Raw genomic sequence first — 16,374 nt, forward strand, 5'->3', positions numbered from 1 at the left:
ACATAAAGTGGTCGTCAGCCCCTCCGGGCGCGGCTGGGGCTGTTGGGCCGGTCTCATTTGGCCGTGGGGTAGGTGCAATATGGTAACGCCGAAACAAAGCACGCTGGCACAACTTGGGCTTCGGGCGCAGGGCGGACGCGAGGCCCAGATCAGCCACCTGACGATTGACAGCCGCGAGGTCAGGGACGGCACGCTGTTCGCCGCGCTGCCCGGCACCCGCGTGCACGGGGGCGAATTTATCCAGTATGCCCTGCGGATGGGCGTCAGCGCGATCCTGACCGATGCCGAAGGTGCGGCCATCGCCGCCGATGTGCTGCAAGGCTCGGACGTCGCGCTGGTTCTGGCCGAAGATGTCAGCGCGACGCTGGCTCAAACCGCGGCGCTCTGGTTCGGTCGGCAGCCCGAAACGATGGTGGCCGTGACGGGCACCAACGGCAAGACCTCGGTCGCATCCTTTGCGCGGCAGATCTGGATCGCGCTGGGACATAAGGCGGTCAACCTCGGCACCACCGGCGTCGAAGGGGCCTGGACGCACCCGCTCAAACATACCACGCCGGACGCGATCACGCTGCAAAGGGCTCTGGCCGAGGCGGCGCAGGCCGGTGTGACCCACGCGGCGATGGAGGCCTCCTCGCATGGGCTGGATCAGCGGCGGCTGGACGGCGTGATGCTGGCGGCGGCTGGCTTCACGAACTTCACTCAGGATCATCTGGACTATCACAAGACCTTCGAGGCGTATTTCGCCGCCAAGGTCGGGCTCTTTGGCCGGGTCTTGGGCGATGACGGGGTGGCTGTCGTGAACCTCGACGATCCCAAGGGGGCCGAAATCGCAGCGCTGGCCACGGCGCGCGGACAGGAGGTCATCGGCACCGGGCGCAGCGCGGACGCCCGTCTGAGGCTGACAGGGCAACGGTTCGACGCCACCGGGCAGGAGCTGGCGTTTACCTGGCAGGGGCGGGCGCATCAGGTGCGGCTCGAGCTGATCGGAGGCTTTCAGGCGCAGAACGTGCTGGTGGCCGCAGGGCTGGTGATCGGGGCAGGGGAAGAGCCCGACGCGGTCTTTGCCGCGCTGCCCGAGCTTGTCACGGTCCGTGGCCGGATGGAGCTTGCCGCGCGGCGCGACAACGGCGCGTCGGTCTTTGTGGACTACGCCCATACCCCAGACGCCGTGGCCACCGCGCTGTCGGCGCTGCGCCCGCATATCATGGGCCGGTTGATTGCAATTATCGGCGCCGGCGGCGACCGCGATGCCAGCAAGCGGCCGTTGATGGGGGCAGCTGCCGCCGAACATGCCGATATCGTCATCGTGACGGACGACAACCCACGTTCCGAAGATCCCGCACAGATACGATCCGAGGTCATGCAGGGTGCGCTGAACCACGGGGATGCCACCAAGGTCACCGAATTCGGAGACAGGGCCGAAGCGATCCTGCGCGGCGTCGATGCCCTGCAGCCGGGCGATGCCCTGCTGGTGTGCGGCAAGGGCCACGAGACCGGACAGATCGTCGGAGACGATGTGCTGCCCTTCGACGACGTAGAACAGGCCAGCGTGGCCGTCGCTGCGCTGGAGGGCCGGCTGTGAACGGCCCCGCCATTCGGAAGGTCGCACCATGACCCCGCTCTGGACGTCCGCCGACGCCGATGCCGCAACCGGGGGGCGCAGTACGCGGCTCTGGCAAGCCAATGGCGTCTCCATCGACACGCGAACCCTGCAACAGGGCGATCTGTTCGTCGCGCTCAAGGCGGCACGCGACGGACACGACTTCGTCGCGCAAGCCTTGGCCGGCGGTGCGGCAGCCGCGCTCGTCACGCACCGTCCCGAAGGCGTGGCCGAGGACGCGCCGCTGCTGATCGTCCCCGATGTCCTGCAGGCCCTCGAGGCTCTCGGGCAGGCCGCCCGCGCCCGCACATCGGCCAAGGTCGTCGCGATCACTGGGTCGGTCGGCAAGACCTCGACCAAAGAGATGTTCCGCGCGGCCCTCTCCGGGCAGGGCCGGACCCATGCCGCAGAGGCCAGCTACAACAACCATTGGGGGGTGCCGCTCACCCTCGCGCGGATGCCGGCCGATACCGAATTCGCGATCCTCGAGATCGGGATGAATCATCCGGGCGAGATCGCACCGCTGGCACGCATGGCTCGGCCCCACGTGGTGATGATCACCACGGTCGCCGCCGCGCATCTCGAAGCATTCGAAAACCTCGATGGTATCGCCGTCGAGAAGGGCTCGATCTGTGAAGGGCTGGAGCCTCATGGCGTCGCCGTGGTCAACGGTGATGTCGAGCAGACCGGGATCCTTCAGGCGGCGGGCCGACATGCCGGAGCCAAGGTGCTGACCTTCGGCGAAAGCGAAGGGGCCGACTACCGGCTGGCCGATATCGTGGTCACGGACGTGGCGACCGTCGGGGCGGCGAAACACGACGGCACCGAATTCGTCGTGAAAGTCAGCACGCCGGGGCGGCATTTTGCAATGAACGCGCTGGGGGTGCTGGCCGCGGCCACCGCGATGGGGGCGGATACGGCCCTCACGCTCATCGGACTGGCCTCGTGGCAGCCGCCCGCCGGGCGGGGCAACCGCGAAAAGGTCGTCATCGATCCGCTCAACGACGGTGAGGTCATCGATCTGATCGACGACGCCTTCAACGCCAACCCCACGTCGCTCGGGGCGTCGCTCGTCGTGCTGGCCGTAGCGCCGACCCATGACGGCGTCGGCCGGGTATCCCGTGGACGGCGGGTCGCGATCCTCGGCGATATGCTGGAACTCGGGCCGGAAGAGATGCGGCTCCACGCCGATCTCGCAAACCTGCCGGCACTCCGGGAACTCGATATGATCCATTGCGTCGGACCGCGCATGCGGCAGCTCTACGACCTGTTGCCAGAGGCGCAACGGGGCCGGTGGGCAGAGACGGCGGAAGCCATGTTGCCGCAAGCCGCCCGGCTCGTGGACAGTGGCGATGTTGTCCTCGTCAAGGGATCAAAGGGGAGCCGGGTCTCGCTGATCGTTGACGCCATCCGGAAATTGGGGCAACGGACGCACTCAGACGATCAAGGGGCCTGATCTTATGTTGTATTGGTTAACCGCTCTGTCGGACGGTGGCGACTTCTTCAACCTGTTTCGCTACATCACCTTTCGCGCCGGCGGCGCGTTCCTGACCGCACTGGTCTTTGGGTTCATCTTCGGATTGCCGCTGATCAACGTGCTGCGGCGGACGCAAGGCAAAGGCCAGCCGATCCGCAGCGACGGGCCCGAAGGGCACTTCGTCAAGGCAGGCACGCCCACCATGGGCGGCCTTCTGATCGTGGGGGCGCTGCTGACCTCCACCTTGCTCTGGGCTCGGCTCGACAATCCGTTCATCTGGATGGTCCTGTTCGTCACCATGTCCTTTGCGTTGATCGGTTTCGCGGATGACTACGCCAAGGTGCGCAAACAGACCTCCGCAGGTGTATCGGGCAAGCTGCGTCTGGCGATCGGCCTGCTTGTGGCCGGGCTCGCCGGCTACTGGGCCGCGCAGTATCACCCGCCGGAGCTGGCCAGCCAACTCGCGCTGCCGATCTTCAAGGACACCCTGATCAACCTCGGCATCCTCTTCGTGCCGTTTTCGATCATCGTCATCGTGGGCGCCGCCAACGCGGTCAACCTGACCGACGGGCTAGACGGGCTTGCCATCATGCCGGTGATGATCGCCGCAGGCACCTTTGGGGTGATCTCCTACGCCGTTGGTCGGACGGACTTCACCGAATACCTCGACGTGCATTATGTCCCCGACACGGGCGAGCTTCTCATCTTCGCCGCAGGGCTGATCGGCGGGGGCCTCGGGTTCCTGTGGTACAACGCCCCTCCCGCGGCTGTCTTCATGGGCGACACCGGTTCACTGGCCCTTGGCGGAGCGCTCGGAGCCATCGCGGTGGCCACCAAGCACGAGATCGTGCTGGCCATCGTCGGCGGCCTCTTCGTCGTCGAAGCACTCTCGGTCATCATCCAAGTGCTCTACTTCAAGCGGACCGGCAAACGGGTGTTCCTCATGGCCCCGATCCACCACCACTACGAAAAGAAGGGATGGGCCGAGCCGCAGATCGTGATCCGGTTCTGGATCATTAGCCTGATCTTGGCGATGATAGGCTTGGCAACGCTGAAGGTCCGCTGACCCTTTTACTGGTCCCGGCTGACAAAGCCGGGACGCGCCCGACCCTCCCCCCGGGAGGGCGCGTGACCACGTCTCAGCCCACACACCCCCAGCAATTGCGTGTCTCCATAAACCGCAAAGCCCAACCGCCCCAAAGCGCCCACCCAAGGCTCAGGCGCGTCCCTCCGCACACCAGTGAGCCCAATTTTGTACCGCCCCAAAGCAATGGGCGGTGATACATCTGAATATCCTCGCGCACCATTTGGATTGGATGGGCCTAACGCCAGAGGCAGAGTTTCTCTGGTGTCATGCGCTGGCATTCCAAAAGGCCACGTTACCCACCGATCAGCCAAACATCGGCAACCTTAGAATGGTCCACGCCACCCACTTCCCCGACCCCTAGCCACCGAAAACGAGACCGACGGGATACCGACGGCAGACCGACGGTTTGTCCAAAGCGCCCTTGCGGCCCCGTCAGATCACAGGAATATGGGGGCAACAAAGGGGTGGTGCGATGATTCCAGTTCGGGGATATGAGGGAAAAACCGTTGCGGTTCTTGGGCTTGGCCGCTCTGGCCGGGCCGCGGCAAGGGCGCTGCGCGACGGAGGAGCCACCCCTGTGGTCTGGGACGACAGCGCAACAGGGCGCGACGCCGCCGAAGCTGACGGTTTCGAGCTGCGCGATCTCACAAAAGCCCAGGCTTTTCAGGATGTTGCGGCCATCATCACTTCCCCCGGTATCCCGCATCTCTACCCCGCACCGCACCCGGTGATCGCCGCAGCATGGGAGGCCGGCGTCCCCGTCGACAACGATATTGGCCTTTTCTTTCAAAGCTTTGCGAGTGAAGGCTTCGAGGATTTCGACACCGCCCCCCGCGTCGTCGCGGTCACCGGCTCCAACGGCAAATCCACTACTTCGGCCTTGATCCACCATATCTTGGCGGAATGTGGGCGGCCCTCCCAATTGGCGGGCAACATAGGGCTTGGGGTGATGGACCTCGAACCGGCCGTCGACGGCGAGGTCGTGGTGCTGGAGTTGTCCAGCTACCAGACCGATCTAGCCCGGTCGCTCACGCCAGATATCGCCGTGTTTACAAACCTTTCGCCCGACCACCTCGACCGGCATGGTGGCCCCGGAGGATACTTTGCGGCCAAGCGGAGGCTGTTTGCCGAAGGCGGCCCTGACCGTGCAATCATCGGAGTGGACGAGCCCGAAGGCTTGTACTTGGCGAACCAACTGGCACAAGGGCCGACGGACGACCGGGTGATCGCGACCTCCGTGACGCAAAAACTCACCGGCCCCGGCTGGCATGTCTTTGCGCGTAAAGGGTTTTTGGCCGAGTGGCGCAAGGGGCGACAGGTCGCCTCAATCGACCTGCGCGACATTCCGGGCCTGCCGGGAAGCCACAATCACCAGAACGCCTGCGCAGCATTCGCGGTCGCGCGCGCCCTCGGTCTCGGCCCCAAAGCCATCGAAGCCGCGCTCCACAGCTACCCCGGCCTGCCCCATCGAAGTCAGAGGATCGCGGAGAAGGACGGCGTCGTTTTCGTCAACGACAGCAAGGCCACGAATGTCGATGCAGCGGCGAAGGCCCTGTCTGCATTTCCGAAAATTCGCTGGATTTGTGGAGGTTTGGAGAAGGAGGGCGGGCTCGAGGCCCTGCTTCCGGCGGCTCGGTCGGTGACGAAGGCATATGTGATCGGCCGCGAAGCAGAAGCCTTTGCGCGGCAGTTGACGGGTATTGCGGCTGAGGTCTGCACCACGATGGAGCGGGCCGTCACGCTAGCCATCGAGGAGGCGGAGCCGGGGGAAACCGTCCTGCTAGCCCCCGCGGCCGCGAGTTTCGACCAGTATGACAATTTCGAACGCCGGGGCGACGACTTTGTTGCCTGCGTCGAGGCGGCGCTCGCGGCGCGATAAACTAAGCCAAGTGCTGCGGAGGGTGCGGGAGCCTTCGGCGAGAGTTTATCTGCCAAGATGAAATGGCAGACGCTCGTCCGTTCAGGATTTGCTCGCGATGGCGGTGCCGGCGGCCCAGCCCGACGACCACGCCCATTGGAAATTGTAGCCCCCGAGCCAGCCCGTCACGTCGACTGCCTCGCCGATGGCATAGAGGCCGGGCAGGGCGGTTGCCTCCATACTGCGGGACGAAAGCCCCTCCGTAGCGATACCGCCCAAGGTCACTTCCGCGGTCCGGTAGCCTTCGGTGCCCGCCGGGCGCACGACCCAATTCTGAAGCGCGTCGGCGATTTCTGTGAGCCGGGCGTCACTTTGGTCGGCAAGATTGCCTTTCCAGCCATGCATGTGGGCCAGATAGTCGATCAACCGGCCGGGGAGCAGTTCGGTCAGCACCGTTGTAAGGTTGCGTTTTCCAGATGTCGCACGTCTGGTCCGGAGCCAGTCGAACGGGTTCTCGGTCGGACAGAGCGTGAGGGTTACGTCATGCCCTTCCTGCCAATAGGAAGAGGCCTGCAATACGGCTGGGCCAGACAAGCCGCGGTGAGTAAACAACAGCGCCTCGTCAAACGCTGCCGCGCCTGTCGACACCCGTGCAGGAGTGGCGATCCCTGCGAGGGACTGAAAACGCTCTGCCGGAAAGGTGAACGGGACGAGAGCGGGGCGGGTCTCTGTCACGCGAAGGCCAAAGCGTTCCGCAATGTCATAAGCCAAGCCGGTCGCCCCCATCTTGGGGATGGATTTACCGCCCGTTGCGAGCACTAGATTGTCTGCCGTCAGCTGGTGAGAAGCGCCCTTGCGGGTCAGCAGGGCGGTGAATTGTGCCCCGTCGTGCCCGACATGTTTCACTGTCGTGTCCAGCCAAAGCTCCGCCCCGGCGTTTTTGACTTCGGTGGTCAGCATGTCGACGATCTGGGTGGCTTTGCCGTCGCAAAACAGTTGTCCCAAGGTCTTTTCGTGCCAGTCTATGCCATAGCGATCGACGAGAGAGATGAAATCCCATTGAGTGTAGCGCTTGAGGGCCGATTTGCAGAAATGCGGATTCTCGGACAGGAAATTCGCCGCACTGGTGCCAAGATTGGTGAAGTTGCATCTTCCGCCGCCTGAGATGCGGATCTTTTCGCCCGGCGCCTTTGCATGATCGATGATCAACGTGCCGGGCCCGGCGTGCGCCGCGCAAAAGAGGCCTGCCGCACCGGCGCCGAGTATGAGCGTTTTGACATGCATGGGCCTGACGTGGCCTGAAATGCCGCTTGGTGCAAGTGGGCAGGTAGCCGTGTCGCCTTGGTTTTCGGCGCATTTGTGGCGGTCTGTCTCTCGGAAAGCCACCAAAAGACTGGCTTCGCAGAGCGTTTGCCGCTAGAATTGCGGCAGACCTGAGGCGAACTCGGGCGTTTTGAGGCAAATGGCGGTCACTCCATGACGGAAATGGTCTATGGGACAGTCCCGGTTCGTACCGGGGATCCAGTAATTCCACGTTGGTGGCGGACAATCGACAAATGGTCGATGTCCTGCATTCTGATGTTGTTCGGCATCGGGCTGATGCTCGGTTTGGCCTCGTCGCCGCCCCTTGCTGCGCGAAACGGGCTGGACCCGTTCTACTATGTCAGTCGGCAGGCCTTCTTTGGCGGAGTGGCGATCGTCGTGATGGTCGTCACGTCGATGATGAACCCGCAGCTGGTTCGTCGTTTGGCTGTCTTGGGCTTTGTCGGAGCCTTTGTCGCGCTCGCCTTGCTGCCGATCTTCGGCACGGATTTCTGCAAGGGGGCTGTGCGCTGGTACAGTTTCGGCTTTGCGTCGGTCCAGCCTTCGGAGTTCCTGAAACCCGGCTTCGTCGTGGTGGCGGCGTGGTTCATGGCGGCTGGCCAAGAGATCGCGGGCCCGCCGGGCAAGACCTATTCCTTCGTTCTTGCTGTGATCATCGTCAGTTTTCTGGCACTCCAGCCCGATTTCGGACAGGCCGCGCTGGTCCTGTTTTCGTGGGGGGTCATGTATTTCGTGGCCGGGGCGCCGATGACGATCTTGGTGGGCCTTGCCGGTCTCGTCGTCTTTGTCGGCACAATCGCATATGCCGAAAGCGAGCACTTCGCCCGGCGTATCGATGGGTTTCTCAATCCCGATGTCGATCCGACGACCCAGCTTGGCTATGCCACCAATGCCATCCGCGAGGGGGGCTTCTTTGGTGTCGGCGTCGGCGAGGGGCAGGTGAAATGGTCGCTGCCCGATGCGCATACCGATTTCATCATTGCCGTTGCGGCCGAGGAATACGGACTGATCTGTGTGCTGGTCATCATCGCGCTCTATACCACCGTTGTCGTTCGGTCTCTGATGCGCTTGATGAAAGAGCGCGATACATTTGTCCGCCTCGCCGGCTGTGGTCTGGCCTGCGCATTCGGGGTGCAGGCAATGATCAACATGGGAGTGGCGGTGCGACTCTTGCCGGCAAAGGGCATGACGCTGCCGTTCGTGAGCTATGGCGGTTCGTCATTGATTGCCGGCGGCATCGCAGTCGGCATGTTGCTCGCGTTTACGCGCACCCGTCCTCAAGGCGGCATGAGTGACATCTTGGGGCGGGCAGGTCGGTGAAAGCGCCTCTTCTGGTCATTGCAGCAGGCGGCACTGGCGGCCATATGTTTCCCGCTCAGGCACTGGCGGAGTCGATGCTTAGCCTTGGTTGGCGGGTGCGGCTCTCGACCGATGCCAGAGGTGCGCGATACGTCGGCGGCTTTCCCAAGGCTGTGGAAATCGACGTGGTGGGCAGCGCGACCTTTGCCAGAGGCGGACTTGCGGCGAAGGCTCTTGTGCCTTTCCGGGTCGCTGGCGGAATTGGTCTTTCGATGGCGAGAATGTTGCGGGATCGGCCCGAAGTGGTCGTGGGCTTTGGCGGCTACCCGACGATTCCCGCGATGAGCGCCGCTTGGACGCTGCGCGTCCCGCGGATGATCCACGAACAGAACGGCGTTCTGGGGCGGGTCAATCAGCTCTTTGCTCGCCGGGTCGACCACGTCGCTTGTGGCACCTGGCCGACGGAACTGCCGACAGGCGTCACCGGGATACACACCGGAAACCCTGTGAGGAGAGCGGTTCTCGACCGAGCCGGGGCACCCTATATTCCGCCCGGGGACTACCCCATGTCGCTGTTGATATTGGGCGGCAGCCAAGGCGCGCGGATCCTATCGGACATTGTGCCCCAAGCCATCGCGAACCTGCCGGATGAAGTGCGGGGCCGGGTCCGGGTCAGCCATCAGGCACGGCCGGAAGACCTTGATCGAGTTGCCGCATTCTATGCCGGCGAAGGGATCACCGCCGACGTGCAAACCTTCTTCGACGATGTGCCCGAGCGCATGGCAGAGGCCCAGTTGGTGATTTCGCGGTCGGGCGCCTCGACGGTCGCGGATGTCAGCATCATCGGCAGGCCCGCGATCTGGGTGCCGCTTGGGCAGGCGATCCGCGACGAGCAGACGGCCAATGCTCGGCAATTGGTTGATGCCGGTGCCGCGATCCTGATCCCGGAAAGCAAACTGACGGCCGAAAGCCTGACCGAGCAGGTCGCCAACGTGCTGGAGAGTGCCGATGGCGCCCAGCAAATGGCGCGCGCCGCTTTGGGCTGTTCGACGCCTGACGCCACAGAACGCCTTGTCGCCCTTGTCGAAGACCTCGCGGTAGGCCAAAAAGGAGACCCCAAATGATGGATGGAAACCCCCTGATGATTGCTGCGACAAAACTTCCAATGGACGTGGGTCCGATCCATTTCGTCGGCATCGGCGGGATCGGCATGTCGGGCATCGCCGAGGTGTTGCTCAATCTGGGCTATGTCGTGCAGGGGTCGGACTCCAAGTCTTCCAAGATCACCAAGCGGCTGCAATCGCTTGGTGCACTGATCTTTGAAGGGCAGCGGGCGGAAAATCTCGAAGGTGCCGAAGTCGTCGTGATTTCCTCGGCGATCAAGCCGGGAAACCCGGAGCTGGACGAAGCGCGGCGGCGGGGCCTGCCCATCGTGCGGCGGGCCGAGATGCTGGCCGAGTTGATGCGCCTCAAGTCCAACATCGCCGTTGCAGGAACACACGGCAAGACCACGACCACGACGATGGTCGCCACCTTGCTGGACGCCGGCGATTTCGATCCGACAGTGGTCAACGGCGGGATCATCCACCGGTTCGACAGCAACGCCCGGATGGGGCAGGGCGAATGGATGGTCGTCGAGGCGGACGAGAGCGACGGCACCTTCAACAGGCTGCCCGCCACCATCGCGATCGTCACCAATATCGACCCCGAGCATATGGAGCACTGGGGCAACATCGAGAATCTGCGTCAGGGGTTCTACGACTTCGTATCGAACATCCCGTTCTACGGTGTGGCGATCTGCTGCACCGACCATCCCGAAGTCCAATCGCTGGTCGGGCGGATTACCGACCGCCGGGTGCTGACCTTTGGATTCAATGCCCAGGCCGACATTCGTGCGACAAACCTGACCTACAAGGGCGGGGTCGCCCATTTCGACATCGCGCTTCAATCCGAAGGTGCGGTGATCGAGGGATGCACATTGCCGATGCCCGGCAATCACAACGTGTCGAACGCCCTCGCCGCCGTTGCCGTGGCGCGGCACCTTGGTATGAAGCGCGACGCGATCCGCGAGGCTTTGGCGGCTTTCGCGGGGGTCAACCGGCGCTTTACCAAGGTGGGCGAAGTGAACGGCGTCACAGTCATCGACGACTATGGCCACCATCCGGTGGAAATCGCCGCGGTTCTCAAGGCGGCGCGGCAAGCGATTGCCGACACCGAAGGGGCGCGGATCATCGCAGTGCATCAGCCGCACAGGTACAGCCGCCTTTCAAGCCTGTTCGAGGATTTCTGCGGCTGCTTCAACGAAGCGGACGTCGTCGGGATTTCCGAAGTCTTCGCAGCAGGTGAAGATCCCATCCCCGGTGCCGGTCGCGACGACCTCGTCGCGGGCCTGATCCGGCATGGACATCGGCATGCTCGTGCGGTCACGTCCGAGGATGATCTTGAGCGTCTCGTGCGCGAACAGGCGCGTCCTGGCGATATCGTGGTCTGCCTTGGGGCGGGTACGATCAGCACCTGGGCCACCGGCTTGCCTGCTCGACTTGAGGCCAAGGCGTGAGGCCGACGCGGCATAAGGGGGGCGCTGCCCCCCGCGCTTTCGGCGCTCCCCCCGGGATATTTGTGACCCAAAGAAGCCAGAACGCGGAGGCGGTCTCGTGAGTACGCCCCTCGTGCTTGGTTGTTTCTGGGTCTTGCTGGCAACGGTGACGGCCCTGCTGCCGATGCGCCGTCAGTTCATTCCGGGATCGGTCCTGTTGCTGAGTGCGCCAGTCCTGCTGGTTTGGATAGGTATCGCCCATGGTTGGGTCTGGGTGGTGGTTGGTCTGCTCGCGTTTGGATCGATGATGCGCAATCCCTTGCGCTATCTCGTCGCGAAAGCACGAGGCCAGGAACCTGAATTGCCGGAGGAGCTACGCTCATGAGCCTGTCGCTGGTTCTTGCCTTTGTCTGGTTGATTGTCGCCAATGTGTTGGCGCTGATCCCGAGCCGTGACAATCATTGGCAGCGGGCCTACGCGCTGATCGCTCTGGGTGTGCCGTTGCTCGGGTTCGTGACCTGGCAAAATGGTCCGATCGTCGGGATCATTCTATTGATCGCAGGCGTCAGCGTCTTGCGATGGCCTGTGATATACCTTGGCCGATGGTTCAGGGCGCGTATTCTGGGCGGCAAGAAAGAAGTCCAGTGATGGCGGCCGTTCTTCCGAGCCTTGCAGCTTGTGTTGCCGGGGCCATTATTGGCTGGGCCTTGGTCCGGTGGGCCAATATCGCGGTCGCGCGGCTTTGGGCCATCGGACTGCTGCTGGCGGTCATCGTGATGTTTGGCATTGGCATTGCCAAGGGCGAGGAAAGCGGTCTGGCCCTCGTGGTGTTGGCCACGATGTTTGTCCTTCCGGGCTTAATTGGATCGGTTTTTGGCATGGTTCTCACCGAATGGCGGATGCGCGACCAATGATGGAGATGCCGCAAGTCCGAGGCGTACTGACCCCGAACCGGCCACTGTCTGACTTGACGTGGCTGCGCGTCGGCGGCCCGGCGGAATGGTTCTTTCAACCGGCCGATGTGTCGGATTTGGCGGCTTTCCTTGCCGCCCTCGATCCGGCGGTGCCGGTGTTTCCGATGGGAGTGGGCTCCAACCTGATCGTGCGCGATGGCGGGGTGCCCGGTGTTGTGATCCGGCTGGGCCGCGGGTTCAACGGGATTTCGATCGAAGGCGATACCGTGCGGGCCGGGGCCGCGGCATTGGATGCCCATGTGGCCCGCAAGGCGGCCGAGGCTGGGCGGAACCTCACGTTCCTGCGGACCATTCCGGGAAGCATCGGCGGGGCGGTTCGCATGAATGCGGGTTGCTATGGCGATTACGTCGCCGACGCGTTGGAAAGCGTGTCGGTGGTCTATCGCGACGGCACCCAAGCGACGATCTCCGCCGCAGATCTGCATTTGGCGTATCGGAGCAGCACCTTGCCCGACGGTGCGATCATCGTCGAAGCACTCTTCCGGGCGCCGGCCGGTGATCCCGCGGCACTGTCAGAGCGAATGGCGGAGCAAATCGCCAAACGGGATGCGACGCAGCCCACCAAGGACCGCACCGCCGGATCGACGTTTCGCAACCCTGCCGGATTTTCCTCCACGGGACAGGCGGATGACAGCCACGATCTCAAGGCGTGGAAGGTGATCGACGACGCGGGGATGCGCGGAGCGCGCCTCGGCGGCGCGGTCATGAACGAGATGCACTCCAATTTCTTGACCAATGCGGGCGGCGCCAGTGCCGCAGACCTCGAAGGATTAGGCGAAGAAGTCCGAAAAAAGGTTTACGCCGCCAGCGGCATCACGCTAGAATGGGAAATCATGCGGATCGGCGTGCCGAAGGCGTGATTTCAAAAAGATAGACGCCCAAAAATGGGTGCTAGGGCAGAATGACGGGCCGAATAATGGCCTGCGATTGAGGCGGTTGGGAATGTCGAGCGGGACAAACCCCAGCGTGGTTGTAATAATGGGTGGCCCGTCAGCAGAGCGCGACGTGTCGCTGAGCTCCGGTCGTGAGTGTGCAGCAGCGTTGCGGGAAGCAGGATATGTGGTGACCGAGGTCGATGCCGGCCCGGACTTGGCCGTGCGCCTGACTGATCTCAAGCCAAATGTCGTCTTCAACGCCCTGCATGGCCGCTGGGGCGAGGATGGTTGTGTTCAGGGCCTGCTGGAATGGCTCCGGATTCCATACACCCACTCTGGCGTTCTGGCGTCTGCCATCGCGATGGACAAGGAAAAGACCAAGGCCGCCTTTCGCGCTGCCGGTTTGCCTGTCGTCACCAGCCAACTTGCCCTCAAGTCCGATATCAGTGCCCGGCACGTGATGGAGCCGCCCTACGTGGTGAAGCCCTACAACGAGGGTTCCTCCGTTGGCGTCTATATCGTGCAGGACAAGGCAAATGGCCCGCCGATGATCGACGAGGCGATGCCCGAGACGTTGATGGTCGAAGCCTATGCGGCGGGGCGCGAGCTGACCACGACGGTCATGGGCGACAGGGCCTTCACCGTCACCGATATCGTGACCGATGGCTGGTATGACTATCATGCGAAATACAGCGTCGGCGGCTCTCGTCATGTGCTGCCCGCCGACGTGCCGGGCGAAATCTTCGATGCCTGTATGGAGTATGCCCTGCGGGCGCATCAGGTGCTGGGCTGCCGTGGTCTGTCGCGCACCGATTTTCGCTGGGACGAAACGCGCGGGCTGGACGGTTTGATCCTGCTCGAGACGAATACTCAGCCGGGCATGACACCCACGTCTCTGGCTCCGGAACAGGCGGCCTTCGTAGGGATCAGCTTCCCGCAATTGTGCCGCTGGTTGGTAGAGGATGCCTCATGCGATCGTTGATCTCTGGCCTGCGCCGCCGCAAACCCGACGTAACCGCCGAGGCCGTGGCGATCCGGCGTGACCCGGCCCCTACCAAGTGGAACTACCGGTATCAGCGCCTGATGCTGACGCCAGCGTTTCGGGCTTCCGTGCGGATCGGCCTGCCTGCGTTTCTGTTGGTGTTCATCGCCGGCGCGTGGTTCAGCAACGAAGCCAACCGTGCGGCCCTCAACGACAAGGTTTCCGAGTTGCGCGAGGCCGTCCAGAACCGGCCCGAGTTCATGGTGACGGACCTCGCTGTCACCGGTGCCGACGTCGCCTTGGCAGCGGCAATCCAGAGCCGGCTGGATGTGGAATTTCCGATTTCATCCTTCGATCTCGAATTGCCCGAGTTGCGGAACACCATTACCGAACTCACCGCGGTTCAGGATGCAATCGTGCGGGTGAAGCCCGGTGGCACGCTGGAAATCGTGGTGACGGAACGGCAGCCCGTTGCGGTCTGGCGGCACACGGATGGGCTTCGGCTCATTGACGCCGAAGGCGTGATGACCGGCATGATCCCATCTCGCGCCGACAGGCCCGATCTGCCATTGATTGCCGGTGACGGGGCCAAGGACGGTATCGCCGAGGCACTGATGCTTTTTGCCGCGGCCTCGCCTGTGCGCGAGCGTATTCGGGGATTGGTGCGCATGGGAGAGCGGCGTTGGGATCTGGTGCTCGACAACGGCCAGCGGATCATGCTGCCGACCGAAGCGCCCATCACGGCGCTCGAACGGGTGATCGCGCTGGACCAGGCACAAGAAATGCTCAGCCGCGATGTCGCCATCGTCGACATGCGCAATGGCGATCGACCGACCTTGCGGCTCAATCCAATGGCGGCGGCAATTCTACGACCCACTGGGGCAGGTGGCGAAAGATGACGACAAAGACAAAGACAACACCAACACTTCAACTTGGGGCAGGGCAGTGATGCGGGATCTATATGACAGCCAGCGGGCGATGCGGCACATGCGCCGGGCGGCGATGCAGCGTGGGGTGGTGGCCATCCTCGATGTAGGCAGCTCGAAGATCGCTTGCCTCGTTTTGCGATTCGATGGTCCGGAACGGTTTCGCGAAAGCGACAGCGTAGGCTCGATGGCCGGACAATCCTCGTTCCGGGTCATCGGGGCCGCGACGACCCGTTCCCGCGGCGTGCGCTTTGGTGAAGTCGATGCCATGCAGGAAACCGAACGGGCAATCCGCACTGCGGTGCAAGCCGCGCAAAAGATGGCCAACGTGCGGGTCGATCACGTCATCGCCTGCCTGTCGGGCGCACGGCCCCGCTCCTATGGTTTGGACGGTGCAGTGAATGTCGAAGGCACAGTGGTCACCGATTCCGATATCGGTCGGGTGCTGGCGGCCTGCGAAGTGCCCGACTTCGGCGTCGACCGCGAAGTCCTGCACGCACAGCCGGTCAATTTCGCGCTCGACCATCGCTCCGGCCTGTCGGACCCCAGAGGGCAGATCGGCAATGAGCTGACCACGGATCTACACCTGCTCACGGTGGACGCCACGATCCTGCAAAACCTGCTGTTCTGCATCAAGCGCTGCGACCTGGAATTGGCCGGTCTGGCATCCTCGGCCTATGTTTCGGGTATCTCCAGCCTCGTCGAAGACGAACAGGAACTGGGCAGCGCCTGCATCGACATGGGCGGCGGCTCGACGGGCATCTCGGTGTTCATCCGCAAACACATGATCTACGCCGACAGCGTGCGGATGGGCGGCGATCACGTCACCTCCGACATCTCCATGGGTCTGCAAGTGCCCATGGCCACCGCGGAACGGATCAAGACGTTCTACGGCGGCGTTGTTGCCACCGGCATGGACGACCGAGAAATGATCGAGATCGGCGGCGACACTGGCGACTGGCACCACGACAGACGCACGGTCAGCCGCGCCGAACTCATCGGTATCATGCGGCCGAGGGTCGAGGAGATCCTTGAAGAAGTGCGGATGCGGCTCGATGCGGCCGGATTTGAATACCTGCCCAGCCAGCAGATCGTCCTGACGGGCGGGGCGAGCCAAATTCCGGGCCTCGACGCTATGGCCTCCAAGATATTGGGGCAGCAGGTGCGCTTGGGGCGGCCATTGCGGGTGCAGGGCTTGCCGCAGGCCGCGACTGGGCCGGCTTTCTCCGGGGCCGTGGGGCTGTGCCTGTTTGCGGCTCATCCACAGGACGAATGGTGGGATTTCGACGTGCCGACCGAACGGCACCCTGCGCGGTCTTTCAAACGTGCCGTGAAATGGTTCAAGGACAACTGGTGAGAGACCGCGATACGCCAAACATGGCGGCGAAAGGCAATTCTTGCGTGACGCAATAGTCGAATTCCGTTAACGTCGTCATT

15 protein-coding genes are annotated in these 16,374 nt (G+C 63.3%); 14 read left to right on the forward strand and 1 reads right to left on the reverse strand.

Going from position 1 to position 16,374, the window contains the following annotated elements:
• Positions 1-79: 79 nt before the first annotated feature.
• From LOM8899_RS09135 to murD, 4 genes are all read left to right on the forward strand, one after another.
• Complete coding sequence (locus LOM8899_RS09135; RefSeq protein WP_093991918.1) at positions 80-1,582, forward strand: UDP-N-acetylmuramoyl-L-alanyl-D-glutamate--2,6-diaminopimelate ligase; 1,503 nt, start codon at positions 80-82, stop codon at positions 1,580-1,582.
• A 28-nt stretch (positions 1,583-1,610) separates the two neighbouring features.
• On the forward strand, positions 1,611-3,056 hold the full coding sequence (locus tag LOM8899_RS09140; protein ID WP_093991919.1) for a UDP-N-acetylmuramoyl-tripeptide--D-alanyl-D-alanine ligase: 1,446 nt from the start codon (positions 1,611-1,613) through the stop codon (positions 3,054-3,056).
• Between the two features lie 4 nt (positions 3,057-3,060).
• Positions 3,061-4,143, forward strand: coding sequence for a phospho-N-acetylmuramoyl-pentapeptide-transferase (gene mraY / locus LOM8899_RS09145; RefSeq protein ID WP_093991920.1), 1,083 nt, complete (start codon positions 3,061-3,063; stop codon positions 4,141-4,143).
• Positions 4,144-4,636: 493 nt separating this feature from the next.
• Entirely contained in the window at positions 4,637-6,043 is a 1,407-nt protein-coding gene (gene murD / locus LOM8899_RS09150) for a UDP-N-acetylmuramoyl-L-alanine--D-glutamate ligase (protein ID WP_093991921.1), read from the forward strand.
• Positions 6,044-6,124: 81 nt separating this feature from the next.
• On the opposite strand, the gene LOM8899_RS09155 is transcribed toward murD, so the two are convergent.
• Positions 6,125-7,306: a BaiN/RdsA family NAD(P)/FAD-dependent oxidoreductase gene (locus LOM8899_RS09155; protein WP_093991922.1), complete on the reverse strand. Its 1,182-nt coding sequence runs from the start codon at positions 7,304-7,306 to the stop codon at positions 6,125-6,127.
• Between the two features lie 192 nt (positions 7,307-7,498).
• On the opposite strand from LOM8899_RS09155, the gene ftsW reads away from it, so the two are divergent.
• The 10 genes from ftsW (at position 7,499) to ftsA (ending at position 16,294) form a co-directional block, all read left to right on the forward strand.
• Positions 7,499-8,665, forward strand: coding sequence for a putative lipid II flippase FtsW (ftsW, locus tag LOM8899_RS09160; protein ID WP_093991923.1), 1,167 nt, complete (start codon positions 7,499-7,501; stop codon positions 8,663-8,665).
• Positions 8,662-9,768 (forward strand): UDP-N-acetylglucosamine--N-acetylmuramyl-(pentapeptide) pyrophosphoryl-undecaprenol N-acetylglucosamine transferase, encoded by a 1,107-nt coding sequence (locus LOM8899_RS09165; protein WP_093991924.1) that lies wholly within the window; start codon positions 8,662-8,664, stop codon positions 9,766-9,768. Before ftsW ends, LOM8899_RS09165 begins: the two co-directional genes overlap by 4 nt.
• 17 nt (positions 9,769-9,785) lie before the next feature.
• Positions 9,786-11,201 carry a UDP-N-acetylmuramate--L-alanine ligase gene (gene murC, locus LOM8899_RS09170; RefSeq protein ID WP_211096190.1) on the forward strand — a complete coding sequence of 472 codons (1,416 nt, stop codon included), beginning with the start codon at positions 9,786-9,788 and terminating at the stop codon, positions 11,199-11,201.
• A gap of 97 nt (positions 11,202-11,298) precedes the next feature.
• Positions 11,299-11,565, forward strand: a complete 267-nt coding sequence (locus tag LOM8899_RS09175; RefSeq protein ID WP_093991926.1) for a DUF2484 family protein — start codon at positions 11,299-11,301, stop codon at positions 11,563-11,565.
• Positions 11,562-11,828: a DUF2484 family protein gene (locus LOM8899_RS09180; RefSeq protein WP_093991927.1), complete on the forward strand. Its 267-nt coding sequence runs from the start codon at positions 11,562-11,564 to the stop codon at positions 11,826-11,828. Before LOM8899_RS09175 ends, LOM8899_RS09180 begins: the two co-directional genes overlap by 4 nt.
• Complete coding sequence (locus LOM8899_RS09185; RefSeq protein ID WP_093991928.1) at positions 11,828-12,094, forward strand: hypothetical protein; 267 nt, start codon at positions 11,828-11,830, stop codon at positions 12,092-12,094. Before LOM8899_RS09180 ends, LOM8899_RS09185 begins: the two co-directional genes overlap by 1 nt.
• The gene (gene murB, locus LOM8899_RS09190) at positions 12,091-13,014 is read left to right on the forward strand and encodes a UDP-N-acetylmuramate dehydrogenase (RefSeq protein WP_093991929.1); all 924 of its coding nucleotides are present in this window, start codon (positions 12,091-12,093) and stop codon (positions 13,012-13,014) included. Before LOM8899_RS09185 ends, murB begins: the two co-directional genes overlap by 4 nt.
• A gap of 118 nt (positions 13,015-13,132) precedes the next feature.
• A complete protein-coding gene (locus LOM8899_RS09195; RefSeq protein WP_245820488.1) occupies positions 13,133-14,011 on the forward strand; it encodes a D-alanine--D-alanine ligase in 879 nt (292 codons plus the stop codon).
• On the forward strand, positions 13,999-14,910 hold the full coding sequence (locus LOM8899_RS09200) for a cell division protein FtsQ/DivIB (RefSeq protein WP_093991930.1): 912 nt from the start codon (positions 13,999-14,001) through the stop codon (positions 14,908-14,910). The genes LOM8899_RS09195 and LOM8899_RS09200 overlap by 13 nt, the downstream gene beginning before the upstream one ends.
• Before the next feature lie 49 nt (positions 14,911-14,959).
• The gene (ftsA, locus tag LOM8899_RS09205) at positions 14,960-16,294 is read left to right on the forward strand and encodes a cell division protein FtsA (RefSeq protein WP_093991931.1); all 1,335 of its coding nucleotides are present in this window, start codon (positions 14,960-14,962) and stop codon (positions 16,292-16,294) included.
• The last annotated feature ends 80 nt before the right edge of the window (positions 16,295-16,374 follow it).

It is taken from the genome of Flavimaricola marinus, assembly GCF_900184895.1.
Classification (GTDB): Bacteria; Pseudomonadota; Alphaproteobacteria; order Rhodobacterales; family Rhodobacteraceae; genus Flavimaricola; species Flavimaricola marinus.

Coding starts and splice junctions, on each gene's coding strand:
- LOM8899_RS09135 (WP_093991918.1), top strand. CDS start 80: ATGGTAACGCCGAAACAAAGCACGCTGGCACAACTTGGGCTTCGGGCG.
- LOM8899_RS09140 (WP_093991919.1), top strand. CDS start 1,611: ATGACCCCGCTCTGGACGTCCGCCGACGCCGATGCCGCAACCGGGGGG.
- mraY (WP_093991920.1), top strand. CDS start 3,061: ATGTTGTATTGGTTAACCGCTCTGTCGGACGGTGGCGACTTCTTCAAC.
- murD (WP_093991921.1), top strand. CDS start 4,637: ATGATTCCAGTTCGGGGATATGAGGGAAAAACCGTTGCGGTTCTTGGG.
- LOM8899_RS09155 (WP_093991922.1), bottom strand. CDS start 7,306: ATGCATGTCAAAACGCTCATACTCGGCGCCGGTGCGGCAGGCCTCTTT.
- ftsW (WP_093991923.1), top strand. CDS start 7,499: ATGACGGAAATGGTCTATGGGACAGTCCCGGTTCGTACCGGGGATCCA.
- murC (WP_211096190.1), top strand. CDS start 9,786: ATGATTGCTGCGACAAAACTTCCAATGGACGTGGGTCCGATCCATTTC.
- LOM8899_RS09180 (WP_093991927.1), top strand. CDS start 11,562: ATGAGCCTGTCGCTGGTTCTTGCCTTTGTCTGGTTGATTGTCGCCAAT.
- LOM8899_RS09185 (WP_093991928.1), top strand. CDS start 11,828: ATGGCGGCCGTTCTTCCGAGCCTTGCAGCTTGTGTTGCCGGGGCCATT.
- murB (WP_093991929.1), top strand. CDS start 12,091: ATGATGGAGATGCCGCAAGTCCGAGGCGTACTGACCCCGAACCGGCCA.
- LOM8899_RS09195 (WP_245820488.1), top strand. CDS start 13,133: ATGGGTGGCCCGTCAGCAGAGCGCGACGTGTCGCTGAGCTCCGGTCGT.
- LOM8899_RS09200 (WP_093991930.1), top strand. CDS start 13,999: ATGCGATCGTTGATCTCTGGCCTGCGCCGCCGCAAACCCGACGTAACC.
- ftsA (WP_093991931.1), top strand. CDS start 14,960: ATGCGGGATCTATATGACAGCCAGCGGGCGATGCGGCACATGCGCCGG.